Annotated in this window: 21 protein-coding genes; 10 read left to right on the forward strand and 11 right to left on the reverse strand. The window is 40.0% G+C overall.

Annotated elements, in window-relative coordinates:
* Positions 1–51: 51 nt before the first annotated feature.
* Together AC1M9K_RS05225 and AC1M9K_RS05230 are read right to left on the reverse strand one after the other, a co-directional pair.
* Complete coding sequence (locus AC1M9K_RS05225) at positions 52–1,254, reverse strand: MFS transporter (RefSeq protein ID WP_035265309.1); 1,203 nt, start codon at positions 1,252–1,254, stop codon at positions 52–54.
* Positions 1,247–1,699 carry a RidA family protein gene (locus tag AC1M9K_RS05230; RefSeq protein ID WP_481588698.1) on the reverse strand — a complete coding sequence of 151 codons (453 nt, stop codon included), beginning with the start codon at positions 1,697–1,699 and terminating at the stop codon, positions 1,247–1,249. Before AC1M9K_RS05230 ends, AC1M9K_RS05225 begins: the two co-directional genes overlap by 8 nt.
* Before the next feature lie 66 nt (positions 1,700–1,765).
* Here AC1M9K_RS05230 and soxR point away from each other — a divergent pair, with 66 nt between their 5' ends.
* Positions 1,766–2,266 carry a redox-sensitive transcriptional activator SoxR gene (gene soxR / locus AC1M9K_RS05235; RefSeq protein WP_035265311.1) on the forward strand — a complete coding sequence of 167 codons (501 nt, stop codon included), beginning with the start codon at positions 1,766–1,768 and terminating at the stop codon, positions 2,264–2,266.
* Positions 2,267–2,319: 53 nt separating this feature from the next.
* On the opposite strand, the gene AC1M9K_RS05240 is transcribed toward soxR, so the two are convergent.
* The gene (locus AC1M9K_RS05240) at positions 2,320–3,243 is read right to left on the reverse strand and encodes a DMT family transporter (protein ID WP_481588699.1); all 924 of its coding nucleotides are present in this window, start codon (positions 3,241–3,243) and stop codon (positions 2,320–2,322) included.
* Positions 3,244–4,040: 797 nt separating this feature from the next.
* On the opposite strand from AC1M9K_RS05240, the gene AC1M9K_RS05245 reads away from it, so the two are divergent.
* From AC1M9K_RS05245 to AC1M9K_RS05255, 3 genes are read left to right on the forward strand one after another with little or no spacing between them, the layout of a single operon-like run.
* Positions 4,041–5,168 (forward strand): Re/Si-specific NAD(P)(+) transhydrogenase subunit alpha, encoded by a 1,128-nt coding sequence (locus AC1M9K_RS05245; RefSeq protein WP_481588700.1) that lies wholly within the window; start codon positions 4,041–4,043, stop codon positions 5,166–5,168.
* An 11-nt stretch (positions 5,169–5,179) separates the two neighbouring features.
* On the forward strand, positions 5,180–5,503 hold the full coding sequence (locus AC1M9K_RS05250) for a proton-translocating transhydrogenase family protein (RefSeq protein WP_035265316.1): 324 nt from the start codon (positions 5,180–5,182) through the stop codon (positions 5,501–5,503).
* Between the two features lie 3 nt (positions 5,504–5,506).
* A complete protein-coding gene (locus AC1M9K_RS05255; RefSeq protein WP_481588701.1) occupies positions 5,507–6,952 on the forward strand; it encodes an NAD(P)(+) transhydrogenase (Re/Si-specific) subunit beta in 1,446 nt (481 codons plus the stop codon).
* A gap of 41 nt (positions 6,953–6,993) precedes the next feature.
* Here the strand turns inward: AC1M9K_RS05255 and AC1M9K_RS05260 are convergent, their stop codons facing one another.
* The 6 genes from AC1M9K_RS05260 to AC1M9K_RS05285 form a co-directional block, all read right to left on the reverse strand.
* Positions 6,994–7,611, reverse strand: coding sequence for a GNAT family N-acetyltransferase (locus AC1M9K_RS05260; protein WP_481588702.1), 618 nt, complete (start codon positions 7,609–7,611; stop codon positions 6,994–6,996).
* 103 nt (positions 7,612–7,714) lie between these two features.
* Positions 7,715–8,122, reverse strand: coding sequence for a ribosome silencing factor (gene rsfS / locus AC1M9K_RS05265; RefSeq protein WP_035265319.1), 408 nt, complete (start codon positions 8,120–8,122; stop codon positions 7,715–7,717).
* A 99-nt stretch (positions 8,123–8,221) separates the two neighbouring features.
* Positions 8,222–8,995: a hydroxypyruvate isomerase family protein gene (locus AC1M9K_RS05270; RefSeq protein ID WP_481588703.1), complete on the reverse strand. Its 774-nt coding sequence runs from the start codon at positions 8,993–8,995 to the stop codon at positions 8,222–8,224.
* A 12-nt stretch (positions 8,996–9,007) separates the two neighbouring features.
* Positions 9,008–9,883, reverse strand: a complete 876-nt coding sequence (locus tag AC1M9K_RS05275; RefSeq protein WP_481588739.1) for an NAD(P)-dependent oxidoreductase — start codon at positions 9,881–9,883, stop codon at positions 9,008–9,010.
* Between the two features lie 35 nt (positions 9,884–9,918).
* Positions 9,919–10,707 (reverse strand): crotonase/enoyl-CoA hydratase family protein, encoded by a 789-nt coding sequence (locus tag AC1M9K_RS05280; protein WP_092768311.1) that lies wholly within the window; start codon positions 10,705–10,707, stop codon positions 9,919–9,921.
* A 110-nt stretch (positions 10,708–10,817) separates the two neighbouring features.
* Positions 10,818–13,622 carry a GacS-like sensor histidine kinase gene (locus AC1M9K_RS05285; protein ID WP_481588704.1) on the reverse strand — a complete coding sequence of 935 codons (2,805 nt, stop codon included), beginning with the start codon at positions 13,620–13,622 and terminating at the stop codon, positions 10,818–10,820.
* A gap of 151 nt (positions 13,623–13,773) precedes the next feature.
* Here AC1M9K_RS05285 and cysM point away from each other — a divergent pair, with 151 nt between their 5' ends.
* The 4 genes from cysM to AC1M9K_RS05305 are packed head-to-tail and all read left to right on the forward strand — an operon-like array spanning position 13,774 to position 19,269.
* Positions 13,774–14,694: a cysteine synthase CysM gene (gene cysM, locus AC1M9K_RS05290; RefSeq protein ID WP_481588705.1), complete on the forward strand. Its 921-nt coding sequence runs from the start codon at positions 13,774–13,776 to the stop codon at positions 14,692–14,694.
* Positions 14,695–14,710: 16 nt separating this feature from the next.
* Complete coding sequence (locus AC1M9K_RS05295; protein ID WP_481588706.1) at positions 14,711–15,532, forward strand: 3'-5' exonuclease; 822 nt, start codon at positions 14,711–14,713, stop codon at positions 15,530–15,532.
* A gap of 9 nt (positions 15,533–15,541) precedes the next feature.
* Positions 15,542–16,909 (forward strand): 23S rRNA (uracil(1939)-C(5))-methyltransferase RlmD, encoded by a 1,368-nt coding sequence (gene rlmD, locus AC1M9K_RS05300; protein ID WP_481588707.1) that lies wholly within the window; start codon positions 15,542–15,544, stop codon positions 16,907–16,909.
* 53 nt (positions 16,910–16,962) lie between these two features.
* A complete protein-coding gene (locus tag AC1M9K_RS05305) occupies positions 16,963–19,269 on the forward strand; it encodes a RelA/SpoT family protein (protein WP_035265331.1) in 2,307 nt (768 codons plus the stop codon).
* 55 nt (positions 19,270–19,324) lie between these two features.
* Here the strand turns inward: AC1M9K_RS05305 and AC1M9K_RS05310 are convergent, their stop codons facing one another.
* Both AC1M9K_RS05310 and AC1M9K_RS05315 read right to left on the reverse strand, forming a co-directional pair.
* Positions 19,325–19,756, reverse strand: a complete 432-nt coding sequence (locus tag AC1M9K_RS05310; RefSeq protein WP_481588708.1) for a hypothetical protein — start codon at positions 19,754–19,756, stop codon at positions 19,325–19,327.
* Between the two features lie 79 nt (positions 19,757–19,835).
* The gene (locus tag AC1M9K_RS05315; RefSeq protein WP_481588709.1) at positions 19,836–20,612 is read right to left on the reverse strand and encodes an SDR family oxidoreductase; all 777 of its coding nucleotides are present in this window, start codon (positions 20,610–20,612) and stop codon (positions 19,836–19,838) included.
* 107 nt (positions 20,613–20,719) lie between these two features.
* Here AC1M9K_RS05315 and mazG point away from each other — a divergent pair, with 107 nt between their 5' ends.
* On the forward strand, positions 20,720–21,514 hold the full coding sequence (gene mazG / locus AC1M9K_RS05320; RefSeq protein ID WP_481588710.1) for a nucleoside triphosphate pyrophosphohydrolase: 795 nt from the start codon (positions 20,720–20,722) through the stop codon (positions 21,512–21,514).
* Positions 21,507–21,917, forward strand: coding sequence for a ComEA family DNA-binding protein (locus tag AC1M9K_RS05325; RefSeq protein WP_481588711.1), 411 nt, complete (start codon positions 21,507–21,509; stop codon positions 21,915–21,917). Before mazG ends, AC1M9K_RS05325 begins: the two co-directional genes overlap by 8 nt.
* Positions 21,918–21,957: the final 40 nt, after the last annotated feature.

Here is a 21,957-nt window from a genome sequence, read left to right on the forward strand (position 1 = left end):
ATTATTGAAAAAGCCTCTATTTATAGAGGCTTAACATGCATATTTTATGAGTTAGCTGAGTTGGGTTCGATGATAACGTTGATCCACTAGCGTGAATAGTGCCGTACAACTGACCAAGATTAATCCTACGATACACGCCATTGCCCATCCACCATGATCCCAAGCATAAATTCCTAGCGCGGAACCACTTGCGCCACCAATAAAATAGCTGGTCATATAGAGTGAATTCACACGAGATTTAGCATCCGGTCTTAAATTAAAAATCACATTCTGGTTGCTACTATGCACCAATGCTAGGCCGAGATTCATCAGTCCAAAACCGATGATATAGCAACTTAAATAGAATGCACCTAAATAAAGGAATATCCAAGCGCTACCTAGGATTAAAATGCCAAACCAAGTGATTTGTTTGACGTAACCACGGTCGGCGATCTTACCAATTTTCTTGGTGGACAAGGCGCCAAATACGCCAACCAAAGTGACTAAACCCACCATGACATCTTCAAGAGAAAAAGAGGATTTAAGTAAAATAGAAATGGTGGAGAAGAGAATGCTCATCGTTGCAAATGCAAAGGCACCAATGATAGAGCGATAGATTAAACGAGGCTCTTCTTTAAGTAGCAGCCCCATGGATTTAAACACAGCAAAATAACTAATTTTAGAGCTAGGAATATAAGGCAGACGAATATTAAGTACCACAGCGACCATTAACATCAAAATTCCACTGACGATATAAATGAGCTGCCAATTAAATAAGTTGGATAACAAACCAGCTAAACTGGTCGAAATTAAAATGCCTACCAATAATCCGCTCATCAGTAACCCGACGACTTCGCCTGTTCGTTCTGGTCGAACCGCCATCGTGGCAAACGGAATCAAAATTTGTGCTGCAACCGAGAAAAGCCCAGTGATAATTGTGCCAGCCCATAACATATAAAGGTTGAGCGAAAAAGCACAAATAAATAATCCCACTGCTGCAAAGAACATTAAAAATGGGATTAATTTCGTTTTATTGAGAATATCACCAAGTGGTACGATAAAAAGTAGTCCGACAGCATAAGAGACTTGAGCCAAAGTAACAGTTAATGCCACATCTGTTGCAGGGGCATTAAAGTAAAGTTGAACAGAGTGAATTAAGGGCTGCGAATAATAATTAGCGCCTGCACAAATACCACAAGCAATGGCCATCAACCAAAGTAAAGCAGTGTCATTCGTGATGTCTTTTTTATTTAAATCGTCAAGATCGTTATACATGAATAAATGGCTCAGTGGATGAGGAGCAGTAAGCTGTGGCTTCGATTTCAATTTGCATGGCGTCTAATGCCAAGCGAGACACAGGGATTAGTGTGCATGCTGGGAAATTTTGATCTTTCCATATTGTATTCATTTTCAGATTTAACAGGTGATGTTTTTGTTGGTCAAAATTGACAATCAATACGCTTAGAACAGCAATGTTATAAAAGTCGATATGTGCATAGCTGAGAGCGATTTTGAGATTTTCGAAGACTTGGTTGAGTTGTTCTGAATAATCAGCGGAATAATGTCCTTCGGCATTTTCACCACCTTGACCTGATATATGAACGACTGTGTTGAAGTGTTTGACCTCACAGATGTGGCTATATCCAAATTGCCTTGGGGAATAAAGCTTAGGTGGATTTTTAGTGGTTAAACTAAACGTTGGCTTATTTGGTTTTGTCATTCTATCTTCTCTGCATTAAGCTTAGAAAAGAATTATGAAAGCTCAACTTAACTTGAGGTCAAGAGCATGGAAGAACAAAAATTACAACAGTGGCTCAGTATAGGCGCGTTAGCTGCTCGAAGTGGTGTATCGGTCGCAGCACTCAGATTTTATGAAGACAAAGCACTTATTTGGAGTGTGCGGACGGAAGGAAATCAACGGCGATATCCACGATATATGCTGAGAAGGATTGCCATCATCAAAGTGGCACAGCAGGTTGGGATTTCACTCTCTGAAGTGAAGCAAGCATTTAACATACTCCCTAAGAATAAAACCGCGACTAAATCAGATTGGACCGCATTATCAAGTGCGTGGCAGAAAATTTTAGATCAAAAAATTTTAAATATGCTTCAACTTCGTCAACAACTGGATTGGTGCATTGGTTGTGGGTGCTTATCTTTAACTGAATGCCCACTAAGAAATGAAAATGATCAAATGGGGTCTACATCGTCGGGTTCCCACTTTGTTCCACTCGACATTAAATTTGACGATGATCAAGGGAAAATAGAAATTCACTATGAAGACTAAGTTTCATCGTGAAGCATTATTTTGAAATTTGAACTGTGAGGTTAATGTTGTCTTTATTTCAGTTTAGTTTTGGAAAGCGTAATCATCATCACACCCAATATATTCAGCGCACAACCAAACCATTGAATCATATTCATTGATTCCCCTAAAAAGATAGTTGCCAATATAATGGTCAGAATTGGACCAAGTGAACCAATCATGGCTGTTTGAGAAGCACCTAAACGAGCAATACTTTGCGCAATGAGAATAGTTGGAATCACCGTTACCCCAATGCCTAATGCAACACCATATCCGATTAGTTCCATGGGTTGTTCAAGGATATTGGATACAGGGCTTGGCTGAGCAATAAAATAGTGAAGAATCGTCCCTAAGCAGGCGATAGACATCGCTAAGCCCGTAAAATTCCACGATCCAAATTTTTGAATTAATTTTGGAGTCATCAATAGATAACTCGCAAAGCAAATCGCGCTTGCGAAAACTAAACTCACACCTAGCCAAAAATTACTTTCATGAGGCACATTGCTTTGTTCTTGGAGCATCACCATAAGCGTGCCGCCATAACTTAGTCCAATTGCAAAAATAGTCTTCAGTGAAAGAGGATGTTTGAAAATTACACTTGATGCAATTACTGTCATGGTGGGATATAGAAATAGGATAATACGCTCCAAAGAGGCACTGATGTACATCAGACTCATAAAATCGAGCCAACTTGAAAAATAATATCCAATCAAACCAGCAACGAGGAGTAGGGCCCAATCCTGCGCTGAAAATCCGCGATTACGGTGTCGGTTCAACCAACAAATAAAAAGAAAAACGGGTAAGGCACTGAGCATTCTTAAGGCAACCAGCAATGTTGCATCAACATCTTCAGAAACTGCATAAGCTTGTTTGATTAAGATCGCTTTACTACTAAACAAGAATGCTGCCAACAGCGCACATAAACTCCCTAACTGAGTGGGAGTCAGCTTAAGTACCATAAATGTTAAAAATCAATTTTTAAGTAATGGAAGTATAAGCCAATCTTCATTGTAAGCTCTAAAATTCAATCTCTAATTTTCGCTAAATCACCTACCTAGCGACATAAGGCGTTTTGATTTTTTGTTTAAATGCATCATTGTGGTGCGTAATATGAAAAAAACAGTGGTCTATCAACCCAAAAAATACATCAAAAAAATATTTCAAATTTTTTTTGCACGGTTTGTAAGTATTCTTTTCAAGAGTCAGTCAGCTTGTATTTCATGTTCAGCCAAAATTTAAGCTCAATTTTAAAACCAAGTTTTATCTAAATTTTGTCTTATTTATAATTTTTAAGAATGTCGTGAGAATTTGAATCGATTAGTCTGATTTTTTGTCAATTCGGCAAATTGAGATTTATGAGAATGAAAGAAGCAACTAAAAATGTGACATGCACGGCGCTTTAACACAATCAAAAGGGATAAAAAGAAAGCTAAAAAATGTCAGAATGATCAAAGCTTAATAAAGTCAAGCTCCCTATACTGACGATAAATTAGAAAAAAGTTTCTTTTTTGTTAAAAAATGGATCGAAAATTGAACGAATCTGGAACTATTTTTTATGAAAATGATAGATCAAGTACCATGAAATTTTGTGATGATTGTGAATCATGAGTTCAAAATGAGGGTATTTATTAAATAAATATTGGGTGGTAATTTAAAAAAGTTCAATTAGAATCCAAAAAATTCACATGAATACATCCAGGGGTATATCGCAAGAATGCGATATCTACTTTAAGAAAAATTAGCTTGAGGAATGCTCATGCAGATCGGAATCCCTACCGAAACTGTAGTTGGTGAAAGTCGTGTAGCTGCGACACCAGAAACAGTAAAGAAGTTAATTGGTGCTGGTCACAGTGTCGTTGTCCAACGTAATGCAGGTGTTAAAGCTGCTTATATTGATAGTGCCTATGAACAGGTTGGTGCAAAAATTGTTGATGATGCTTATACCGGCAGTCAATTGGTTTTAAAAGTTCGCGCACCTAAAGGCGAAGAAATACAAAAATTAGCCCCAAACACCACAGTGGTTGCGATGTTTGATCCGTACCGTAATACGGAACTTGATCAATTCGCTGCTCAGCAAGTGTCTGCATTTGCACTTGAGTTATTACCACGTACGTTATCTCGTGCCCAAAATATGGACGTGTTGTCATCACAAGCAAACTTGGCAGGTTATAAATCTGTGCTTCTTGCGGCGGCAGAGTACCAACGTATGTTCCCAATGTTAATGACAGCGGCGGGTACGGTTAAACCAGCTCGTGTAGTCATTATGGGTGTTGGTGTAGCAGGCTTACAAGCGATTGCAACAGCCAAACGTTTAGGTGCTATTGTTGAAGCGACAGACTTACGTCCAACAGCCAAAGATCAAGTTGAATCTTTAGGCGGTAAATGGTTAGACGTACCAATGTCAGCAGAAGAGCAAGCGCGTGCCGATGAAGCTGCAAAAAATGGTTATGGTTGGATGCCTGGTGAACAATATATTAAAGACCAAGCTGCAATTGTAGACAAAGCGGTATCGAATGCTGACATCGTGATCACGACGGCGCTTTTACCAGGTCGTGATGCACCGCGCTTAATTAAAGCTGAAACAGTTGCCAAAATGAAACCAGGTTCAGTCATCCTCGATATGGCAGTTGAAACTGGCGGTAACGTTGAAGGCTCAAAATGCGGTGAAACTGTTGTGACTGATAATGGCGTGAAAATTTTGGGTATTCCAAATATTCCAGCGACCGTTTCTACAGAAGCTTCAGCGCTATATGCACGTAACGTTTATAACTTTGTTGAAACGCTTTTTGATCAAGATAAAAACTACAGCATTAATCAAGAAGATGAAATCCAAAAAGCATTGCTTGTCACTCATGGTGGTCAAGTGCTGTTGAAGCGTGGTTAAGGAGACTGATCATGGTTGAAACTATTACAATTTTTGTCCTCGCAATCTTCGTAGGTTATTACGTTGTTTGGGGAGTGACACCTGCGCTTCACACGCCGCTGATGGCCGTAACGAATGCATTGTCTTCAATTATTATTGTCGGTGCGATGATCCAAACTGTTGGTCTACCTGTTATGGGTGTTGAGGGGGCTGTTGATTTTCAAACCATCAATGTGGTGAGTGTATTAGGTGCGATCGCTGTTTTCTTAGCAAGCATTAATATTTTCGGTGGCTTCGCTGTAACCGCTCGTATGCTTGAAATGTTTAAGCCAAAGCAAAAGAAAAAAGAGGGTTAATACATGGAATTTATTCGTGAGTATGCGGATTGGTTTTACCTAATCGGTGCCGTTCTTTTTATCTTAACTTTGCGTGGCTTGTCTGGTCCTAAGACAGCAATTGCAGGTAACCGTTACGGTATGATTGCAATGGCAATCGCCGTGTTAACAACTTTCTTTGTTGCTGATAATCCTGTGGTATGGATGATTGTCGGTGCAATGGTATTGGGTGCGATTGTTGGTATTGCTCGAGCTCGTACAGTGCCTATGACACAAATGCCAGAAACAGTTGCTCTCATGCACTCACTCGTGGGTCTTGCTGCAGTGTTGATTGCGATCGCTGCAATTATTCACAACAACAAGCTCGTCGAGCTTGGGCCAGACTTACTGGCTGCAAATGGTGTGAACTTCCATGAAATGAGTCGCGTACATTTATTCGAATTATTCGTAGGATGTTTCGTTGGTGCCATTACATTCACTGCATCGGTATTTGCTTATGGTAAATTGGCGGCAAAGAAATGGGCAAAAACGATTTCAGGTGCATGGGTTAAACCTGTTCAAGCTTTGATTTTTATTGCGATGCTAGCAGCAGGGATTCACTTCTTCTTGACGGGTAACATGACCTCGTTCTGGGCAATGACAGCACTTGCTTTAGCCTTTGGTTGGGTATGGATTGCGCCTGTTGGTGGTGGTGATATGCCAGTTGTGGTGTCTTTACTTAACTCATTCTCTGGATGGGCGGCAGCAGGGATTGGTTTTACGCTTGAAAACAACATGTTAATTGTTGCAGGTTCGCTTGTAGGTTCGTCAGGTGCAATTCTGTCTTATATTATGTGTAAAGCAATGAACCGTTCAATCATCAACGTATTGTTTGGTGGTGCAATGGGTGGTGTTGCAGCACCGACAGCAGCAGCTGGTGCAGCAGTTCAACGCAACTACCGTTCTGGTTCTGCTGACGATGCTGGTTTCTTAATGTCAAATGCAGACAGTGTTGTAATTGTACCGGGTTATGGTATGGCGCAGGGTCGTGCTCAAAATGCGGTGAAAGAGCTTGCAAATTTATTGAAAGAGCAAGGTGTAACTGTACGTTTTGCGATTCACCCAGTGGCAGGTCGTATGCCTGGTCACATGAACGTCCTTTTAGCTGAAGCAGATGTTCCGTACGAAGACATCTTAGAGATGGATGAGATTAACTCAGACTTCCCAGCAACAGATGTGGTGTTGGTCATCGGTGCGAATGACGTCGTTAACCCTGCAGCGAAAGATGATCCAAACTCGCCAATTTATGGTATGCCTATTCTTGAAGCACATAAAGCTCGTACCATTATGGTGATCAAGCGCTCTATGGCGACAGGTTATGCGGGTCTTGATAATGACTTGTTCTATAACGACAAAACAATGATGATCTTTGGTGATGCGAAGAAAGTTGTTGAAGATATGACGAAAGCCATTAATGGTACAGGTCACTAATTTATAGACTGTTTTAAAAAAACCACCTTCGGGTGGTTTTTTTATTTTTCATGTGTAGGTTTTCGCCACATTCCCCAAATTTCAGGTGCATTGTAGGGCAGATCGCGAAGGTGAAAGATCACTTCAAATCCATAATGACGATAGAGTCCAACATTACTTGGTGTTGCAGTTTCTAAATAACATGGGATACCGTGTTGATCGCTCTTTGTGAGAATAGGTGTTAAGACTTTGCTGGCTAAGCCTTGTCCTTGGTGGTCAGGACTTACACCTATGAGTTGTAAATAATAATGCGCCTCACTGGGATGATGTTTCTGCACCAGATTAATGATGTGAATAAATTTCACCAGTTGTCTTAAACCGATAATCTTCGTTAATTGAGGGAGTAGTTTAACCTGCTGAATGAGGTTTAAATCCCACTGATTTGGCGGAATCCAAAGTGCAGCAACTGAGCGATCGGGATTGGTATAGACTTCATCATATGGTTGAGCGATATCTTTCAATTGAATACTAAAGAATTGCTCAAGTTTTTCATGTTTTTGTTGGAAACTCAGTTTTTCAGCTTGGATCGCCCAGTTGCAAAACTCTTCGTTCCAAAAGGATTGCATTAATGTTTCTACTAATGCATCGTGATCTGTTCTTGTGGCTTTTATCATGGTCATATCAAGGTAAACCAAATTAGTGAGTTCTTTTTTGTTGGCTTTATTGTTATAAATTTAAAATGCACAGTATAAAAAAGCGACCAAGAAGGTCGCTTTAATATGTTTATGCTACAGAATCTGTAGTTGAAGCATTACGCCATAAGTTTTCTAGATCATAAAACTTACGTGCTGTAGGTAACATCAGATGTACTACAACAGTGCCAAGATCAACAAGGATCCATTCTGCATCGCTTTCACCTTCAATACCGATAGGGCGAAAACCTGCTTTACGTGCTTCATCAGCGACGTTGTTTGCAAGCGCTTTCACGTGACGTGTAGAAGTACCTGAAGCAATGACAATTGCATCTGCAACATTGCTCACTTCGCTAACATCAATCGTTGTGATTTCTTTTGCTTTAACGTCAAGCAATGCTTCTTGAACAACTTTTAAGCAAGCTTGAACGTCTTGTTTTGGAGAATTCAAAGAGAGTTCGTGAGAATTAGAAGCGCCGGGCGATGGTTCTAAATTCATGAGAAGTGTATTTTCCTGACTATAACTCATCTTTCACTATAGCGCTTTCTGCTTGAAAATTCAAACTTTGAACAAATTTTATACCACAATATGATGATATTAAAGAAGTTTATTTTTCCATTCGAAAGAATCTGTTGAATGAGATTGGGGGCGATATTCGGCTGCGACAAATCCTTCATACATGCTATTTGCAATGCATTCAAAAATAGCGGGATAGTCAATTATCCCTGTGAGCGGTTCATGGCGACCTGGTACATCTGCAAATTGGATATGCCCAATGTGTTGCATATTTTCTTTGAGTGACAGAATCAGGTCTTCTTGCATTCTAGCCATGTGATAGCAATCGAATTGCATTTTTAGAGCTGGATGATTGACGTCTTTCAGTAACTCTTTGGCTTGATGCATTGTTTGAATCATGAAGTTGGGCATATCAAAGCCATTAATCATCTCAAAAACGGGTTGAATCCCATGCGCTGTGAAGATCTCGCTGACAAATTTAAGATTTGAGACTAAGGTTTCATAGCAGACCTGATATTCAACATTATCTGGTTGCTTGCCAGCCAAAATATTCACTCGAGGTATATTGAGTGAGCATGCATATTCAATCGCTAAGTCAACAGCTTGTTTAAATTCATCAGTTTTACTTGGGATACTTGCTAATCCGCATCCGCCTTGCATTAAATCTCCGGCAGGAACGTTGATGAGACACAAGCTAAGTTGATGTTCATTAAGTTCATGCTGAATTTGCTCAATACTCAGCTCATATGGAAATTGAATTTCTACATGTTGGAACCCATATTCAGCAGCCAGCGCAAAGCGTTCAATGAGTGGAACTTCTGTAAAGATCATCGATAAATTAACAGCGAGCTTCATATTGAATGCGACCTATTTATTGTTTTGTTCAACTTGCAGAATGACTGAGGCAAGGTCTGATTCAGAAAAGCCATTGGATTGATGCGCTTTCAATTGTTCTATGGCTTGTTGAGCGACAGGAATATTAAGGTCAAATTGTCGAGCCAAACTCAAGGCATTATTTAAATCTTTAGACAGCGTCTGAACTTTCCATTGCACAGGCTCAAACTCATGCGTTGCCATACGTGGTGTTAAAATTTGAAAAGGTTTAGAGTCAGCGAATCCACCTGCTAAGGCAGGTGCAAGCAGTTGAGTATCAACACCCGCCTGATCTGCTAAAGCAACAGCTTCTGCGATGAGTGTGCTATTTGCAGCAACGATGAGTTGATTACAAATTTTGGTGGCTTGTCCTGTTCCAGTTCCACCCATACAGGTTACACGTTGTGAAAGAACTTGATACATTGGTTGTAAAGATTCGATGATGCTCGATGGTCCGCCAGCAAAAATAACTAAACTGCCATTTTCAGCACCAGCTGTTCCACCTGACACAGGAGAATCTATCCAATGCGCTGATTTAGCAGTTGCACGTTGTGCAAGATTTTTAGTTTTATCCACAGATAGACTCGAGAAGTCCACAATAATCTGCTCGGGTTGAATCAGTGATTCAATTTGAGAAAAAACAGCCTCTACCGCATTGTCATCGGCTAAACAAGTTAGGATCAGATCAAATTGTGCTATCTCAGAGAGTTGAAGGGGATGTGCCCCAAGCTGGATTAACGGCTCACATGCGTTGGGGCTTCGGTTCCAGACAGCAGTGTAAAACCCAGCCTGTATCAATCGAGTCGCCATTCTGCTACCCATTAAACCCATACCTAAGAATGCGATTTTAGTTTGACCGTTAATCATTATTGAAGCTAATCCCTGATCTAAGTTTGAAAACCAATTTATTTGAATTGACGTGGTAGAAATTCCAAATCTGGATTTTTATCTTTTTTACGCGCAATTTGACTGTTTTTGCCAAGGAGTAATTTGAGTTGCCAAATTTTCTCAAGACGAAGTGATTTTTTGGGTGCGTGTTCCATCGCATCTAAGACTTGTTTTACTGCAGCTAAGGCATCAGGTGAGCGCTGCAACATTTCGTCGGCAAGCTGTTGAGCTTTTTGCATCGGCGCGTTATCAACATGTGTGATCAATCCAATTTCTTTGGCATATTGACCATCAAATACACGTGCTGTTAATGATAATTCTTTGGCTAGGTCGACTCCAATAATACCTTTGATTGAGCGTGTTAACCCCATATCTGGAACTAAGCCCCAACGGGTTTCCATAATCGACATTTGGGTGTTGGGGTGAGCAATTCGAATATCAGCCGCTAAAGCCAATTGCATACCTGCACCGAAGCAATACCCTTCAATAGCTGCAATGACTGGAACAGGGAGTTCTTGCCAGATTAAAAAAGCTTTTTGAAATAGACTTTGACCAGGCTTAATGAGTTCCCATGCGGCATAAGCACGATTTTGTGGATTATTCAGGTCTGTTAAATCAATACCTGCACTAAATACGTTGGCTTCACCAGTGAGAATCACACAGCGGATAGTACGATCAGATTTAATTTTTTTTGCGACTTGCACCAACTCTTTCAAAAGTTGAAAGCTCATGGCGTTACGTTTGTCGGGACGATTCAGAAAAACCGTCGCAATTCCATTATTTTTTTCTACACGTATTACAGCCATTATTGTGACTCGAGTTTATTGTTCCTTGTTTTAAGCATAACATGTCCAAAATAGACTGTCGTGACAGTAGAGTCATCACGTATTGCCTAATACAGTGCGTTGATCGTCTATTAATGATTCAAAATAGACTCGGCTGCTTCTTTTACTTGTACAATCGCATCTTTTAATTCATCCAGTCGTTTCATCACATTTTCAATAAATTGCTCATCTGCTTTTCTACGCTCTTTACGCAGCGTTGAAACGAACTGTTCAAATTCACCTGTGATGCTTTGTAAATTCGGAGTGCCGACGTAGCGTGTTGCCCCATACAAACGGTGTAATACATGTTCGAGCTGCGGATAATCTTCAAGTTCGATGAGTTGTTCTATTTCAGCAAGTTCATTCGGGAAGCTGTCCACCAGCATCTTCAATAAATCTTGTGCTAAGTCTTCTTTATTCGCTGCCAATTGAACGCACTGTTTCCAATCTAAAACCTGATGATCTAAGGTTTCGATACGTAAAGTTTTTTCTTGGGATTTAATTGGATGAATAAACTTATCACTGCTCCAATGGGTCAGAATTTGAATAATCTGATCCATTTGGATTGGTTTGGTGACATAGTCATCCATGCCAACTTTAAGCAACTTTTGTTTCTCATCTGCTAAAGCATGTGCTGTGAGTGCAATGATTGGTGTGTGACGTCCCTCGATGGTGGATTCTAACGATCTGATCGCACGAGTCGTATCGATGCCAGACATCACTGGCATTTGAATGTCCATAAATATCAGATCAAACGGCTTTTCATCATTTTGAATCTGTTGTTGTAAAATTTGTAGTGCCTCTTGTCCACTTTGCGCTTTAGTTGTTTGAACATTAATTTCGCCGAGCAAAGCTTCTAAAACGATTAAGTTTGGTAGATGATCGTCTACTGCAAGTACATGTAAATTAAGGGCTTTAAAGTTATCATGAGGTTCTACTTCAAATATTGGCTGATTTTCCAAAAGCTGAATTAATGATGAACGGCTCAGAGGTTGATACAGTGGTCTCGCTTTGTATTCATTCAACATGTTGAGGTCGAGCGCCATCTGATAGCCATATACGGCTAAGTGACCTTGATAACGTCCGCGAATCTCTTTTAATAAAGCCTCTGGATCACCACTGTGATCTACAATCAACCACGTATTTTCAGGTTGATGTGTTAAACCATTTAGACGGCTGAATAAATCTAGAATGGATTGAGCTTCTGTGTGTTCAACACCATAATTTTCTAAATAATGACGTAAAACATTCGCAGTTGCAGGGTGGGCTAAATAGGAGATGACACGCATGTCATGGAATTGCGGATGAATAATTTCATATTCATCAACCGCAAATTTCGCAGTAAACCAGAATGTTGAACCCTTTTCAGTTGGGGCACGTTCTTGGTTATCTTCAAAGCCAATTTGTCCATGCATAAGACTGACCAATTGTTTTGAGATTGCTAACCCTAAACCTGTGCCACCAAATTGACGAGTAACGGAAGCATCGCCTTGAGAAAATGATTCAAATAACCGTTTACGATCTGTACCACTTAATCCAATACCACTATCTTGAACACTGAAATGCAATAGGCAATATTCTAGATCGTCATGCTCCATGCGAACACGTACAATAATTTCACCATCAGGAGTGAATTTAATGGCATTTGAAATCAGGTTAGTCAAAATCTGTTTACAACGTAAAGCATCGCCAATCACATACTTTGGAATGTTATCGGCATAGTAGAAGGCCATATCGATATTTTTTTGTGCGGCTAATGGCGACAACATGTCCATAACATCGAAGATCGCTTCTTCTAAATCAAATGATGCGGTTTCTAATTCAAGTTTACCGGCATCAATTTTTGAAAAGTCTAAGACATCATTGATCAGTGCTAAAAGATGTGCTGATGATTTGCGAATCGTTTGCAAATACAGGCTTTGATCATTGCTGAGATTCTCTTGGCGCAATAACAAGTGAATAAAACCATCGATACTATTCAGCGGGGTACGCAACTCATGACTGATATTGGCAAGAAAAACAGATTTTGCCTGATTGGATGAGATGGCCTGATCGCGTGCTTGTTTATAAGTAATATTTTGCACTTCAAGTGTATCAAGCGTACGTCTTAAATCGTCTTCGGTCTGCTCGGTATGTTCCTTCAGCTCTAAAAAGCTGAAATGTAGACGCTTCACGACATTCGCAATATCACGTTGGAGTAACCTTAACTCGCCAGTACTATTGATGACCATGTGTTGGTCGAGTGTGTCTGCATTGAGTCGCTGTAATTGCATACGTATTTCGTACATAGGCGCAATCCAACGTCGTGAATAAAAGTTCAAGCACAGTAATAAGAGTAAAAGTGTCAACAAACCCGTCGTGATCAGTACAATGAAAACACGATATTGAGAAATGGCTAGAGGTTGATTATCTAGCTCGATAACAAGCCATTTTTTACTTTGATCAGGCGTATTTAATGCTAAGCCATAAATATGATTATATTGATCTTTAATCGGACCAAATGTTTGTACATTGGTCGGGAAGCTAGGCCAAGGTTTTTCATTGCGATAGCCTAACCCAAAATAAGGTTTTTGTTGTTGGTCTAGGACTGCGACACTGAGTAAATACTTTTCATTAAACATCTTTTGTAAGATGCTTTTAGCGCGGTCTTGTTGCGCTTGTGAGGGGTTTTTTTCAAGCGCAATAAGTAGGTTTTCTGTCGTGTATTTATAACGACTTAAAATTGCATTTGCGGCAAAGCGTTGTTCTGATTTTGCGGAATTAGACGTTTCTGTGAGTACCAGTGCAGAGCCGACGCTTGCCAGTACCGCAATGGGTACAAAAATGAGGGCAATCAATTGCCCATAAGCATGGTTTAGTTTTAAGCGATTGAAGATTTTTTTATTCAAATTCGACATGTGCAGAGTGACTCATTCCCCATGTTGGGCATATTAGCACGCTTTAAAAAAATGATGGTGCTTTAATCACCCTCATTAAAAAGCCTTTGAAATTGATGCAGTGAGATACTTTTTTTCATACAATACCTGCACCTCAATATGGGTGCAAATAATGAGTAATACACAAGTAGATTTTCAATCAGACGATTTTTTATTAGACCACTATGTGGGTAAAACCCCATTGGTTAGGTTACAGCGTCTGGCAAGTCATACTCAAGCGACTGTATTGGCAAAACTGGAAGGTAATAATCCAGCGGGCTCTGTCAAAGATCGCCCAGCATATAACATGATCATGCAAGCTGAAAAACGTGGTGACATTAAGCCAGGTGATACGCTGATCGAAGCGACTAGCGGTAACACAGGTATTGCATTAGCCATGGTTGCGGCAATGCGTGGCTATAAAATGAAATTGATTATGCCTGCAAGCTCTAGTCAAGAGCGCAAAGATGCAATGCGTGCGTATGGTGCTGAGCTTATTGAATCCGAGAATATGGAAGAAGCTCGTGATATCGCATTGCAAATGGAAAAAGATGGTCTAGGTTTAGTACTCAATCAATTTGGTAATCCAGACAATGTCCAAGCACACTATTTGACAACTGGTCCAGAAATTTGGCAACAAACTGGCGGTAAAATTACGCATTTTGTAAGTTCGATGGGAACAACGGGAACCATCATGGGGATTTCAAAATACCTCAAAGAACAAAATCCAAATATTCAAATTATTGGTCTACAGCCATCTGAAGGGTCGAATATTGCAGGTATTCGCCGTTGGCCTCAAGAATATTTACCGACGATTTTTGATGCTTCTCGTGTTGATCAAATTATGGATATTCCACAAATTGAAGCTGAAAAAATGGCTCGTCAATTGGCACGTAAGGAAGGAATTAGTGCTGGTACTTCTTCTGGTGGTGCAGTTTGGGCATCAATAAAAATCGCTGAACAACATCCTAGTGCTGTGATTGCATGTATCGTGTGTGATCGTGGTGATCGTTATCTCTCTACGGGGTTATTCTCTGTAGAAGATGAACAATAAATTCGAGTAAATCTATATGCGCTTACCTGTTTTAGTGTTTGATATTGAAACATTGACCGATCTTAAATCAGGAGCGCATCTATATGGCTTAGATTTACCAGAAGATAGTATTGAACAAGCGCTGAGTAAGTTAAGACGTCAAGAAGCGGGCACTGACTTTCAGCGACTTGCTTTGCATGAAATTGTCTGTATTTCAGGACTATGGATTGATGAAAAGGCGGGAATGAAATTATTTTCATTCAGTCGTGAACATTATTCAGAACCTGAAATTTTACAAAAATTTCTATCAATTTTTGATAAACGTAATCCGACTTTAGTCAGTTGGAATGGCTCCCAATTTGATCTGCCTGTTATTATGTATAGAGCAATGTATCATGGGTTGTCTGCGCCAAGTCTGTTTGATCAAGGCGAAATTGATACACAAAAGCGCTATAATAACTACCAGAATCGTTACCATCATCGTCATATTGATTTGATGGATTTTATGGCAATGTTTAATGCGCGTCACTTCCAAAAACTGGATGATGTCGCCTATATGCTCGGTTACCCGGGTAAGCGCGGAACACCAGGTTATTTTATCCCTGAATATGTTCGTAACAATAATTGGATAGAATTAACCAGTTATTGTGAAGGGGATGTTTTAAACACATGGTTAGTCTATCTGCGCTATGTATTGTTAAAAGGACAGATTTTGCTTGAAGATCATCGTCTGTGGATTCAAGCGACGATTCATTATCTTCAGGGTCAACCCCAGCAAACAGAATTTTTGCGTATTTGGCAAGAATCTGCTGAAAAAACTGACTTCACCGCTTCGGATTTTAAATCAACTCAACATTAGGTTATCTCTTTGAAACAACGTGCCGCACATCGCTCATCTCAACTTCCTCGTTATACATTTACAGTTGAGAGACTTTCACATGAAGGGCGAGGGATCGCACATTTTCAAGGACAGGAACATCCTCAAGACAAATTGGGTAAAAAGGTTTTTATTCGTTTTGCACTGCCAGGAGAAACAGTAGAAGCTCAAATTACCCATCAGGCAAAAAAATTAGAAGAAGCTGATTGTGTGCAGTTGATTGGGGCGCCGAGTCCAATTCGTACACAGCCAGTTTGTCCACATTTTGGAAAATGTGGAGGCTGTAATATGCAGCACATAAAATTAGATGAACAAATTCGTTTAAAACAATCAGTTTTAGAGTCGCATCTCACCCACTTTGCAGGTGCTCTTCCAGAGTCGTGGCTAGAACCATTGCGTTCGACACGTGAAGATTATCGTCACAAGGCTCGTATTGGCGTTCGCTACATTGCTAAAAAAAATAAACTAGTCATGGGTTTTCGTGAGGTTCAATCTAATCAGCTTACAGAAATTAAAACCTGCAAAATTTTAGATGCAGAGCTAGATGCTGCGTTACCTCACCTCAAGGTACTCCTTGAAAATCTAAAAGCAAAAGCAGATATAGGTCATATCGAATTGGCGAAAGGAGATCAAGAGGTTGCACTTTTGATACGTCATACCAACAAATTACTGCAAAATGATGTCAACCAACTGCGTGAATTTGCGTTAGAAAGATCATGGCAGCTTTATTTGCAACCAGCTGGTGTAAGTAGTGTTCATCGTGCGGATGGTGACCTATCTGAGCGATTACATTACTCACTACCGGATTTTAACGTGACGTTTGGTTTTAAACCGACTGACTTTACTCAGGTTAACCCCACCATTAATCCACAAATGGTGAAGCTGGCATGTGAATTGCTTGACCTGAGCGGAAATGAGCGTGTTCTTGATTTATTCTGTGGTCTAGGGAATTTCTCATTGCCACTTGCACGTTCTGTAACACGGGGTGAGGTCGTCGCGGTGGAGGGAAGTGAGGAAATGGTGATGCGTGGGACAGAAAATGCACTGAAAAACGGCATCACAAACGTAAAATTTTATGCTCAGGATTTAACGCAAGATTTTTCGCAACATTCTTGGGCAAATCAAGGGTTCGATGCACTCTTAATAGACCCACCACGCGCTGGAGCTGAAGAAATTATGCACTATGTGCCAAATTTTGGTGCAAAAAAAATCGTCTATGTTTCCTGTAATCCTGCTACATTAGCACGTGATACAGGGATTTTAGTACAACATGGTTATCAGTTGAAGAAAGCTGGTGTGATGGATATGTTCAGTCATACAGGCCATGTTGAATCTATTGCTTTATTTGAAAAAAGCTAGTGCTAAGTGTTGATTTAATAAAATGAAGATTAGATTTAAAAAAGGAGAAGGGTATGGTCACAGTACGTGAGCAGTTACCTGGACGACTGACTGAGTTGTCTGAGGAAACGACTGTAGAACATGCCGCTGAAGCGCAACTTGGTTTAGCAACTTGGCTAGACCGTGCGCGGATTATTTTAGACGGTGCAGAACTTAAAAAATTAGAAGAAGTCGCTCTTAGTGTTTTAAAAAAAGAACTGACTTCTGATCACCATCATAAAACCAATACCTTCGCGACTGGCTTAGGTATGGCAGATATTTTGGCTCACCTACATGTTGATGAAGATACTTTGTCAGCAGCGATGCTTTATCGTAGTGTGCGTGAGGGCATGACGTCGCTTGAGGAGATTCGTAAAAGCTTTGGTGAAAGTGTCTACAATTTGGTGAAAGGCACTTTGGCAATGGGTAAGTTGTCAGAGCTGATCGAAAAAAATAAACGTTTAGAAGATCACTTCAATAATAATCAGCGTGAACATTTAACTGGGATTTACAAGATGTTGATCTCAGTAACAGAGGATGTTCGCGTTGTATTAATCAAGTTGGCTGAGCGTACGCTGGCTTTGCGTGAGTTGGCAAACTCTCCAAAAGAGCGTCAAGAGCGTGTCGCACGAGAAATTTTGACCATTTACTCGCCCTTGGCGCATCGTCTTGGTATCGCGCAGTTAAAATGGGAACTTGAAGATCTTGCATTCCGTTATTTAGCACCAGAGCGCTATAAAGAAATTGCATCTTTACTCAATGAAAAACGCTTAGAGCGCGAACAATATATTCAATTCGTGGTCGATAAGCTGAAAAGTGAGTTGTTGAAGCATGGCATTGAGGCTGAAATCTCAGGTCGTGTGAAACACATTTATTCGATTTATCGAAAAATGAAAAGCAAAAACTTAAGTTTCGATCAGCTATATGACATTCGAGCTGTTCGTGTATTAGTTCAAAATGTATCTGAGTGTTATCACGCTTTGGGGATCGTACACCAAATCTGGCGTCATATTCCCCATCAATTTGATGATTACATCACTAACCCGAAAGCCAATGGTTATCGCTCTTTACATACTGCAGTGATTGCTGAAAATAAATCTTTAGAGATACAAATCAGAACCACTGAAATGCATGAAGAAGCTGAGTTAGGCGTTTGTTCTCATTTCAATTATAAAGAAGGTGCGAAAACTACAGATTATTCATTTAATCATCGTTTACACTCTTTACGTTCGGTGCTTGAGCATTATCAAGAGCGAAATGAAGCAGGTGCGCATCCGAATGAAGACGAAACTGAAAATTTCAATCAGCTTCAAGATTTTGAAGATTTTGAAAAAATTTATGTTTTTAGTCGTGATGGTGACATCAAAGAATTACCACGTAATTCAACCGTTTTAGATTTTGCATACCATGTGCATACGGAGGTTGGCAACAAGTGTTATGCAGCACGTGTAAACCAACGTTATGTTCCACTGACTTATACATTAAAAACAGGTGAACAAGTCGAGATTTTGACCAAGAAAGATCGTGAGCCAAATCGTGATTGGTTGGTGAACTCTTTAGGTTATATCAAGACAGCACGTGCAAGAGACAAGTTGCGCCATTGGTTCAGACAGCAAGACCGTAGTAAGAACTTAGAAGTCGGTCGAGAGATTCTCACCAAGGAATTATCACGTCTTGCAATTCACCCAAAAAGTATTGATTTGAGTGATTATTGCGCTCATTTTAACGTTAAAACAGGTGAGGACATTCTTGTATCCTTGGTGAGTGGAGATATCAGTCTTCATGCATTGATTAATCAAGTCAATCGTCATATGCACTTGGATCAAGATGAGCCTGAGTTAGTGCTGAAGCCAGCATTAAATCCACGGGCGAGTCATACATTATCAGCGCATGGGATTCTGATTGACGGTTTGGATAATGTTGAACTACATATTGCACAATGTTGTCAGCCTGTTCATGGTGAGTCGATTGCTGGATATATCACACTCAATCGTGGGGTGAGTATTCATAAGGTGGCTTGTCCGGATTATGTACGTATGATCAGCCAAGAACCTGAACGCGCTGTTGAAGCAGATTGGGAAATGCAACCTACAAGAGGGCAGAGTGTCCAAATTGTGGTTGAGGCTTATGATCGTCGAGGACTGCTGAAGGATCTAACCCAAGTGATTTTTTCAGATCAGATTAATATTCGCCAAGTGAATACCATTTCCGAAGCGGATGGTATTGCCAATATGAAGCTGTTGATTGAGGTCAAAGGTTTGGCTCAATTGTCTCGCTTGTTGGCTCGATTGGAACAGCAACCAGGCATCATTAGCGCAAGACGTTTGGTGCAAGGGAATTAAAAAAAAGCCTGCTTTAGCAGGCTTTTTTATGACTGATCACTCAAATAGCGTTAAATCAGATTTTGCATTTTTTAGAACCTTGATAGATTCCAATATTATCAATGTTTGCTTGTGATGCAGCTTTGATCTGTTGCTGTAATGGAATATTTGCAGCATCAGAAGTATCGCTTTCACCCGCTACAGAGTTTGCAACTTGCCCCATCTTTGTTGCTTTTTCTGAGTTGCCACCGAAAGTAGATAATGCATTACCTGCCATACCCGCCCATTTGCTCAATGATTTAGCTGGTGTTTGGGTTGCAGCAGCTGCAATATTTTTATCAGCATTTTCTAAGTTACGCTTAGCATTGGCTTTTTCAACAGCTAGTGTTGCACAATCCATTGCCTTGAGTTCAGCAGTTGAGTGTTGATGCGTTGGTAGTTCACCCGCAGCTTGAGCAAGAGTCGTTGTTAAAGCAGTAGCGATAGCTAAAGTTAAAATTTTTTTCATTATATATTCTCATTTGTAACGCATTGTTATAAATGCCCCTGTTAGGGCGAGAGAATATTACACAAATGTGACCAATTTGTCATTTCTTTTTACTTAATATTAAGTTTGTCACTCTATTGATCAATTGAGGGCTAAATCTTGACAGGTGATACATCAATTCAGTTTTGATGCCAACCGTATGGTGAGTCACGGTTAAGTGATGGTTTTTTAAACGAGCGACCCGGTAAATTTCCTGAGCAACGTCTTGGGCGCTGAGGCTGACTCCCATATTTTGGATCGTACCCGCATCCATGCCTTTTACCATTGCAGTCTGAACAAATAATGGCATGATGTCTAATACGCGTATTCCATATTTTTGCCATTCAACATCAAGACCTTCTGTAATACCGCGAACAGCAAATTTACTTGCTGAATAAGACACTAAATCAGCTTGACCATAGATAGCAGAAGCAGAAGACATATTGATGATACGTGCGTGGGAGGCCTGTTTTAAGAAAGGGAGCGCAGCGTGACAGCCATTGAGAACGCCGTTAACATTGATATTAAATGTTCGATGATGCGATGAGATATCTGTATTTTCGAATGCCCCTGAATATAAGATGCCAGCATTATTTAATAATATATTTATTTCACCAGCCCATTCGTTGAACTCAGTTAAAGCACTTTGCCATTGGTCGTATTGGGAAACATCTAGCAAACCCGCTTTAGCATTTGGCCCTAAAGATCGAGCCAATTGTTCAGCTTGTTCGAGATTGATGTCATAAATACCGACTTTATAACCTTGCTGATAGAATAGTTTCGCGGTAGCTGCGCCAATCCCTTGAGCCGCGCCACTGATAAAAATGCAAGATGTCATCGAAAATCCTTGTTGTTTTACATCATTTTATGTTCCTAGTTGAGCATAAGATTGTTCATTGAATCAACAATAACTTTAAACTCATCATTCACTAGAGATCAACTTTCATGGAAAAACTTTTAAATATCATGCAAGAGCTTCGTGCGAAATGTCCATGGGATCAAAAACAAACGCCTGAAAGCTTGACTCGCTATGCGATTGAAGAAGCTTATGAGGTTGAAGAAGCAGTTCGATCACAAAATACAGCGCATATAAAAGAGGAATTAGGAGATCTTCTGCTGCAAGTTGTATTTCAAGCGCAAATGTATAGTGAGCAAGGAGCATTTAATTTTCATGATGTGGTGGAAACGTTGTGCGACAAGTTGATTCGAAGACATCCTCATGTCTTTCAATCGGCTCAATTTGAACAACAGAATGAACAGCAGGTGAGTGAACTTTGGCAAAAAATTAAGGCTGAAGAGAAAAAAGACAAAACTAAATCACGTTTAGATGAAATTAAAGCGGGTCCTGCCTTAGATCAAGCCGAGCAAATTCAAAAAAATGTAGCTCAGATTGGATTTGATTTCGAAAATGTTGAGCAAGCGTATGAAAAGTTAGATGAAGAGTTATCTGAATTGAGAGAGGCGCTCAACCATCAAAATTCCGACGAAATACAAGAGGAGTTTGGAGATTGTTTATTTTCTTTAATCAATGTTGGACGTAAAATCGGCATTTCAAGTGAGATGGCTCTACTTGGAACCATCCATAAATTTAAACAACGTTTTTCATACATTGAGTTGCAGGCAAAAAATAGAAATACACCCATTGAAAATATGAGTCTCAAAGAAATGGACCAATTGTGGGATCAGGCAAAAGTGTATCTAAAGCAACATAACAATAAAATTCAGGTTCAACATGAATAGCATCATTTCTTTTCTTCTTCTGATATTTACTGCATGTGTGAGTTTAATCAGTTCGGCATATCCACAACAGTTTGATCAATCTTACTTAAAATGGAAAGCAGAGCAAGAAGCTCATGATCAACGACTTAACCGGCAAAGTGCGAACCATTATTTATCTCGACCAGCCGTAAATACATCATCAAAGCAAGCAGCTGGTGGTGTCGGGCAATCAACTAAAGTTCGTCTTAATACGGCTTCAATGGTTGAACTACAAATGATTAAAGGAGTGGGTGAGAAGAAAGCTGCTGCAATTATTGAGTATCGGCAAAAGCATGGCAGTTTTAAGTCAGTAGATGAACTTCAAAATGTCAAAGGAATAGGTCCAAAGTTTATCGAAAAGAATCGCAACGAGTTAGCCCTCTAACACATTTTTATAGAGAACGAATGGTACTAAGGGGTGTTGA

The sequence above is a fragment of the Acinetobacter sp. 24-47-67 genome, from assembly GCF_056779735.1.

Coding starts and splice junctions, on each gene's coding strand:
- AC1M9K_RS05225 (WP_035265309.1), bottom strand. CDS start 1,254: ATGTATAACGATCTTGACGATTTAAATAAAAAAGACATCACGAATGAC.
- AC1M9K_RS05230 (WP_481588698.1), bottom strand. CDS start 1,699: ATGACAAAACCAAATAAGCCAACGTTTAGTTTAACCACTAAAAATCCA.
- soxR (WP_035265311.1), top strand. CDS start 1,766: ATGGAAGAACAAAAATTACAACAGTGGCTCAGTATAGGCGCGTTAGCT.
- AC1M9K_RS05240 (WP_481588699.1), bottom strand. CDS start 3,243: ATGGTACTTAAGCTGACTCCCACTCAGTTAGGGAGTTTATGTGCGCTG.
- AC1M9K_RS05245 (WP_481588700.1), top strand. CDS start 4,041: ATGCAGATCGGAATCCCTACCGAAACTGTAGTTGGTGAAAGTCGTGTA.
- AC1M9K_RS05250 (WP_035265316.1), top strand. CDS start 5,180: ATGGTTGAAACTATTACAATTTTTGTCCTCGCAATCTTCGTAGGTTAT.
- AC1M9K_RS05255 (WP_481588701.1), top strand. CDS start 5,507: ATGGAATTTATTCGTGAGTATGCGGATTGGTTTTACCTAATCGGTGCC.
- AC1M9K_RS05260 (WP_481588702.1), bottom strand. CDS start 7,611: ATGACCATGATAAAAGCCACAAGAACAGATCACGATGCATTAGTAGAA.
- rsfS (WP_035265319.1), bottom strand. CDS start 8,122: ATGAATTTAGAACCATCGCCCGGCGCTTCTAATTCTCACGAACTCTCT.
- AC1M9K_RS05270 (WP_481588703.1), bottom strand. CDS start 8,995: ATGAAGCTCGCTGTTAATTTATCGATGATCTTTACAGAAGTTCCACTC.
- AC1M9K_RS05280 (WP_092768311.1), bottom strand. CDS start 10,707: ATGGCTGTAATACGTGTAGAAAAAAATAATGGAATTGCGACGGTTTTT.
- AC1M9K_RS05285 (WP_481588704.1), bottom strand. CDS start 13,622: ATGTCGAATTTGAATAAAAAAATCTTCAATCGCTTAAAACTAAACCAT.
- cysM (WP_481588705.1), top strand. CDS start 13,774: ATGAGTAATACACAAGTAGATTTTCAATCAGACGATTTTTTATTAGAC.
- AC1M9K_RS05295 (WP_481588706.1), top strand. CDS start 14,711: ATGCGCTTACCTGTTTTAGTGTTTGATATTGAAACATTGACCGATCTT.
- AC1M9K_RS05305 (WP_035265331.1), top strand. CDS start 16,963: ATGGTCACAGTACGTGAGCAGTTACCTGGACGACTGACTGAGTTGTCT.
- AC1M9K_RS05310 (WP_481588708.1), bottom strand. CDS start 19,756: ATGAAAAAAATTTTAACTTTAGCTATCGCTACTGCTTTAACAACGACT.
- AC1M9K_RS05315 (WP_481588709.1), bottom strand. CDS start 20,612: ATGACATCTTGCATTTTTATCAGTGGCGCGGCTCAAGGGATTGGCGCA.
- mazG (WP_481588710.1), top strand. CDS start 20,720: ATGGAAAAACTTTTAAATATCATGCAAGAGCTTCGTGCGAAATGTCCA.
- AC1M9K_RS05325 (WP_481588711.1), top strand. CDS start 21,507: ATGAATAGCATCATTTCTTTTCTTCTTCTGATATTTACTGCATGTGTG.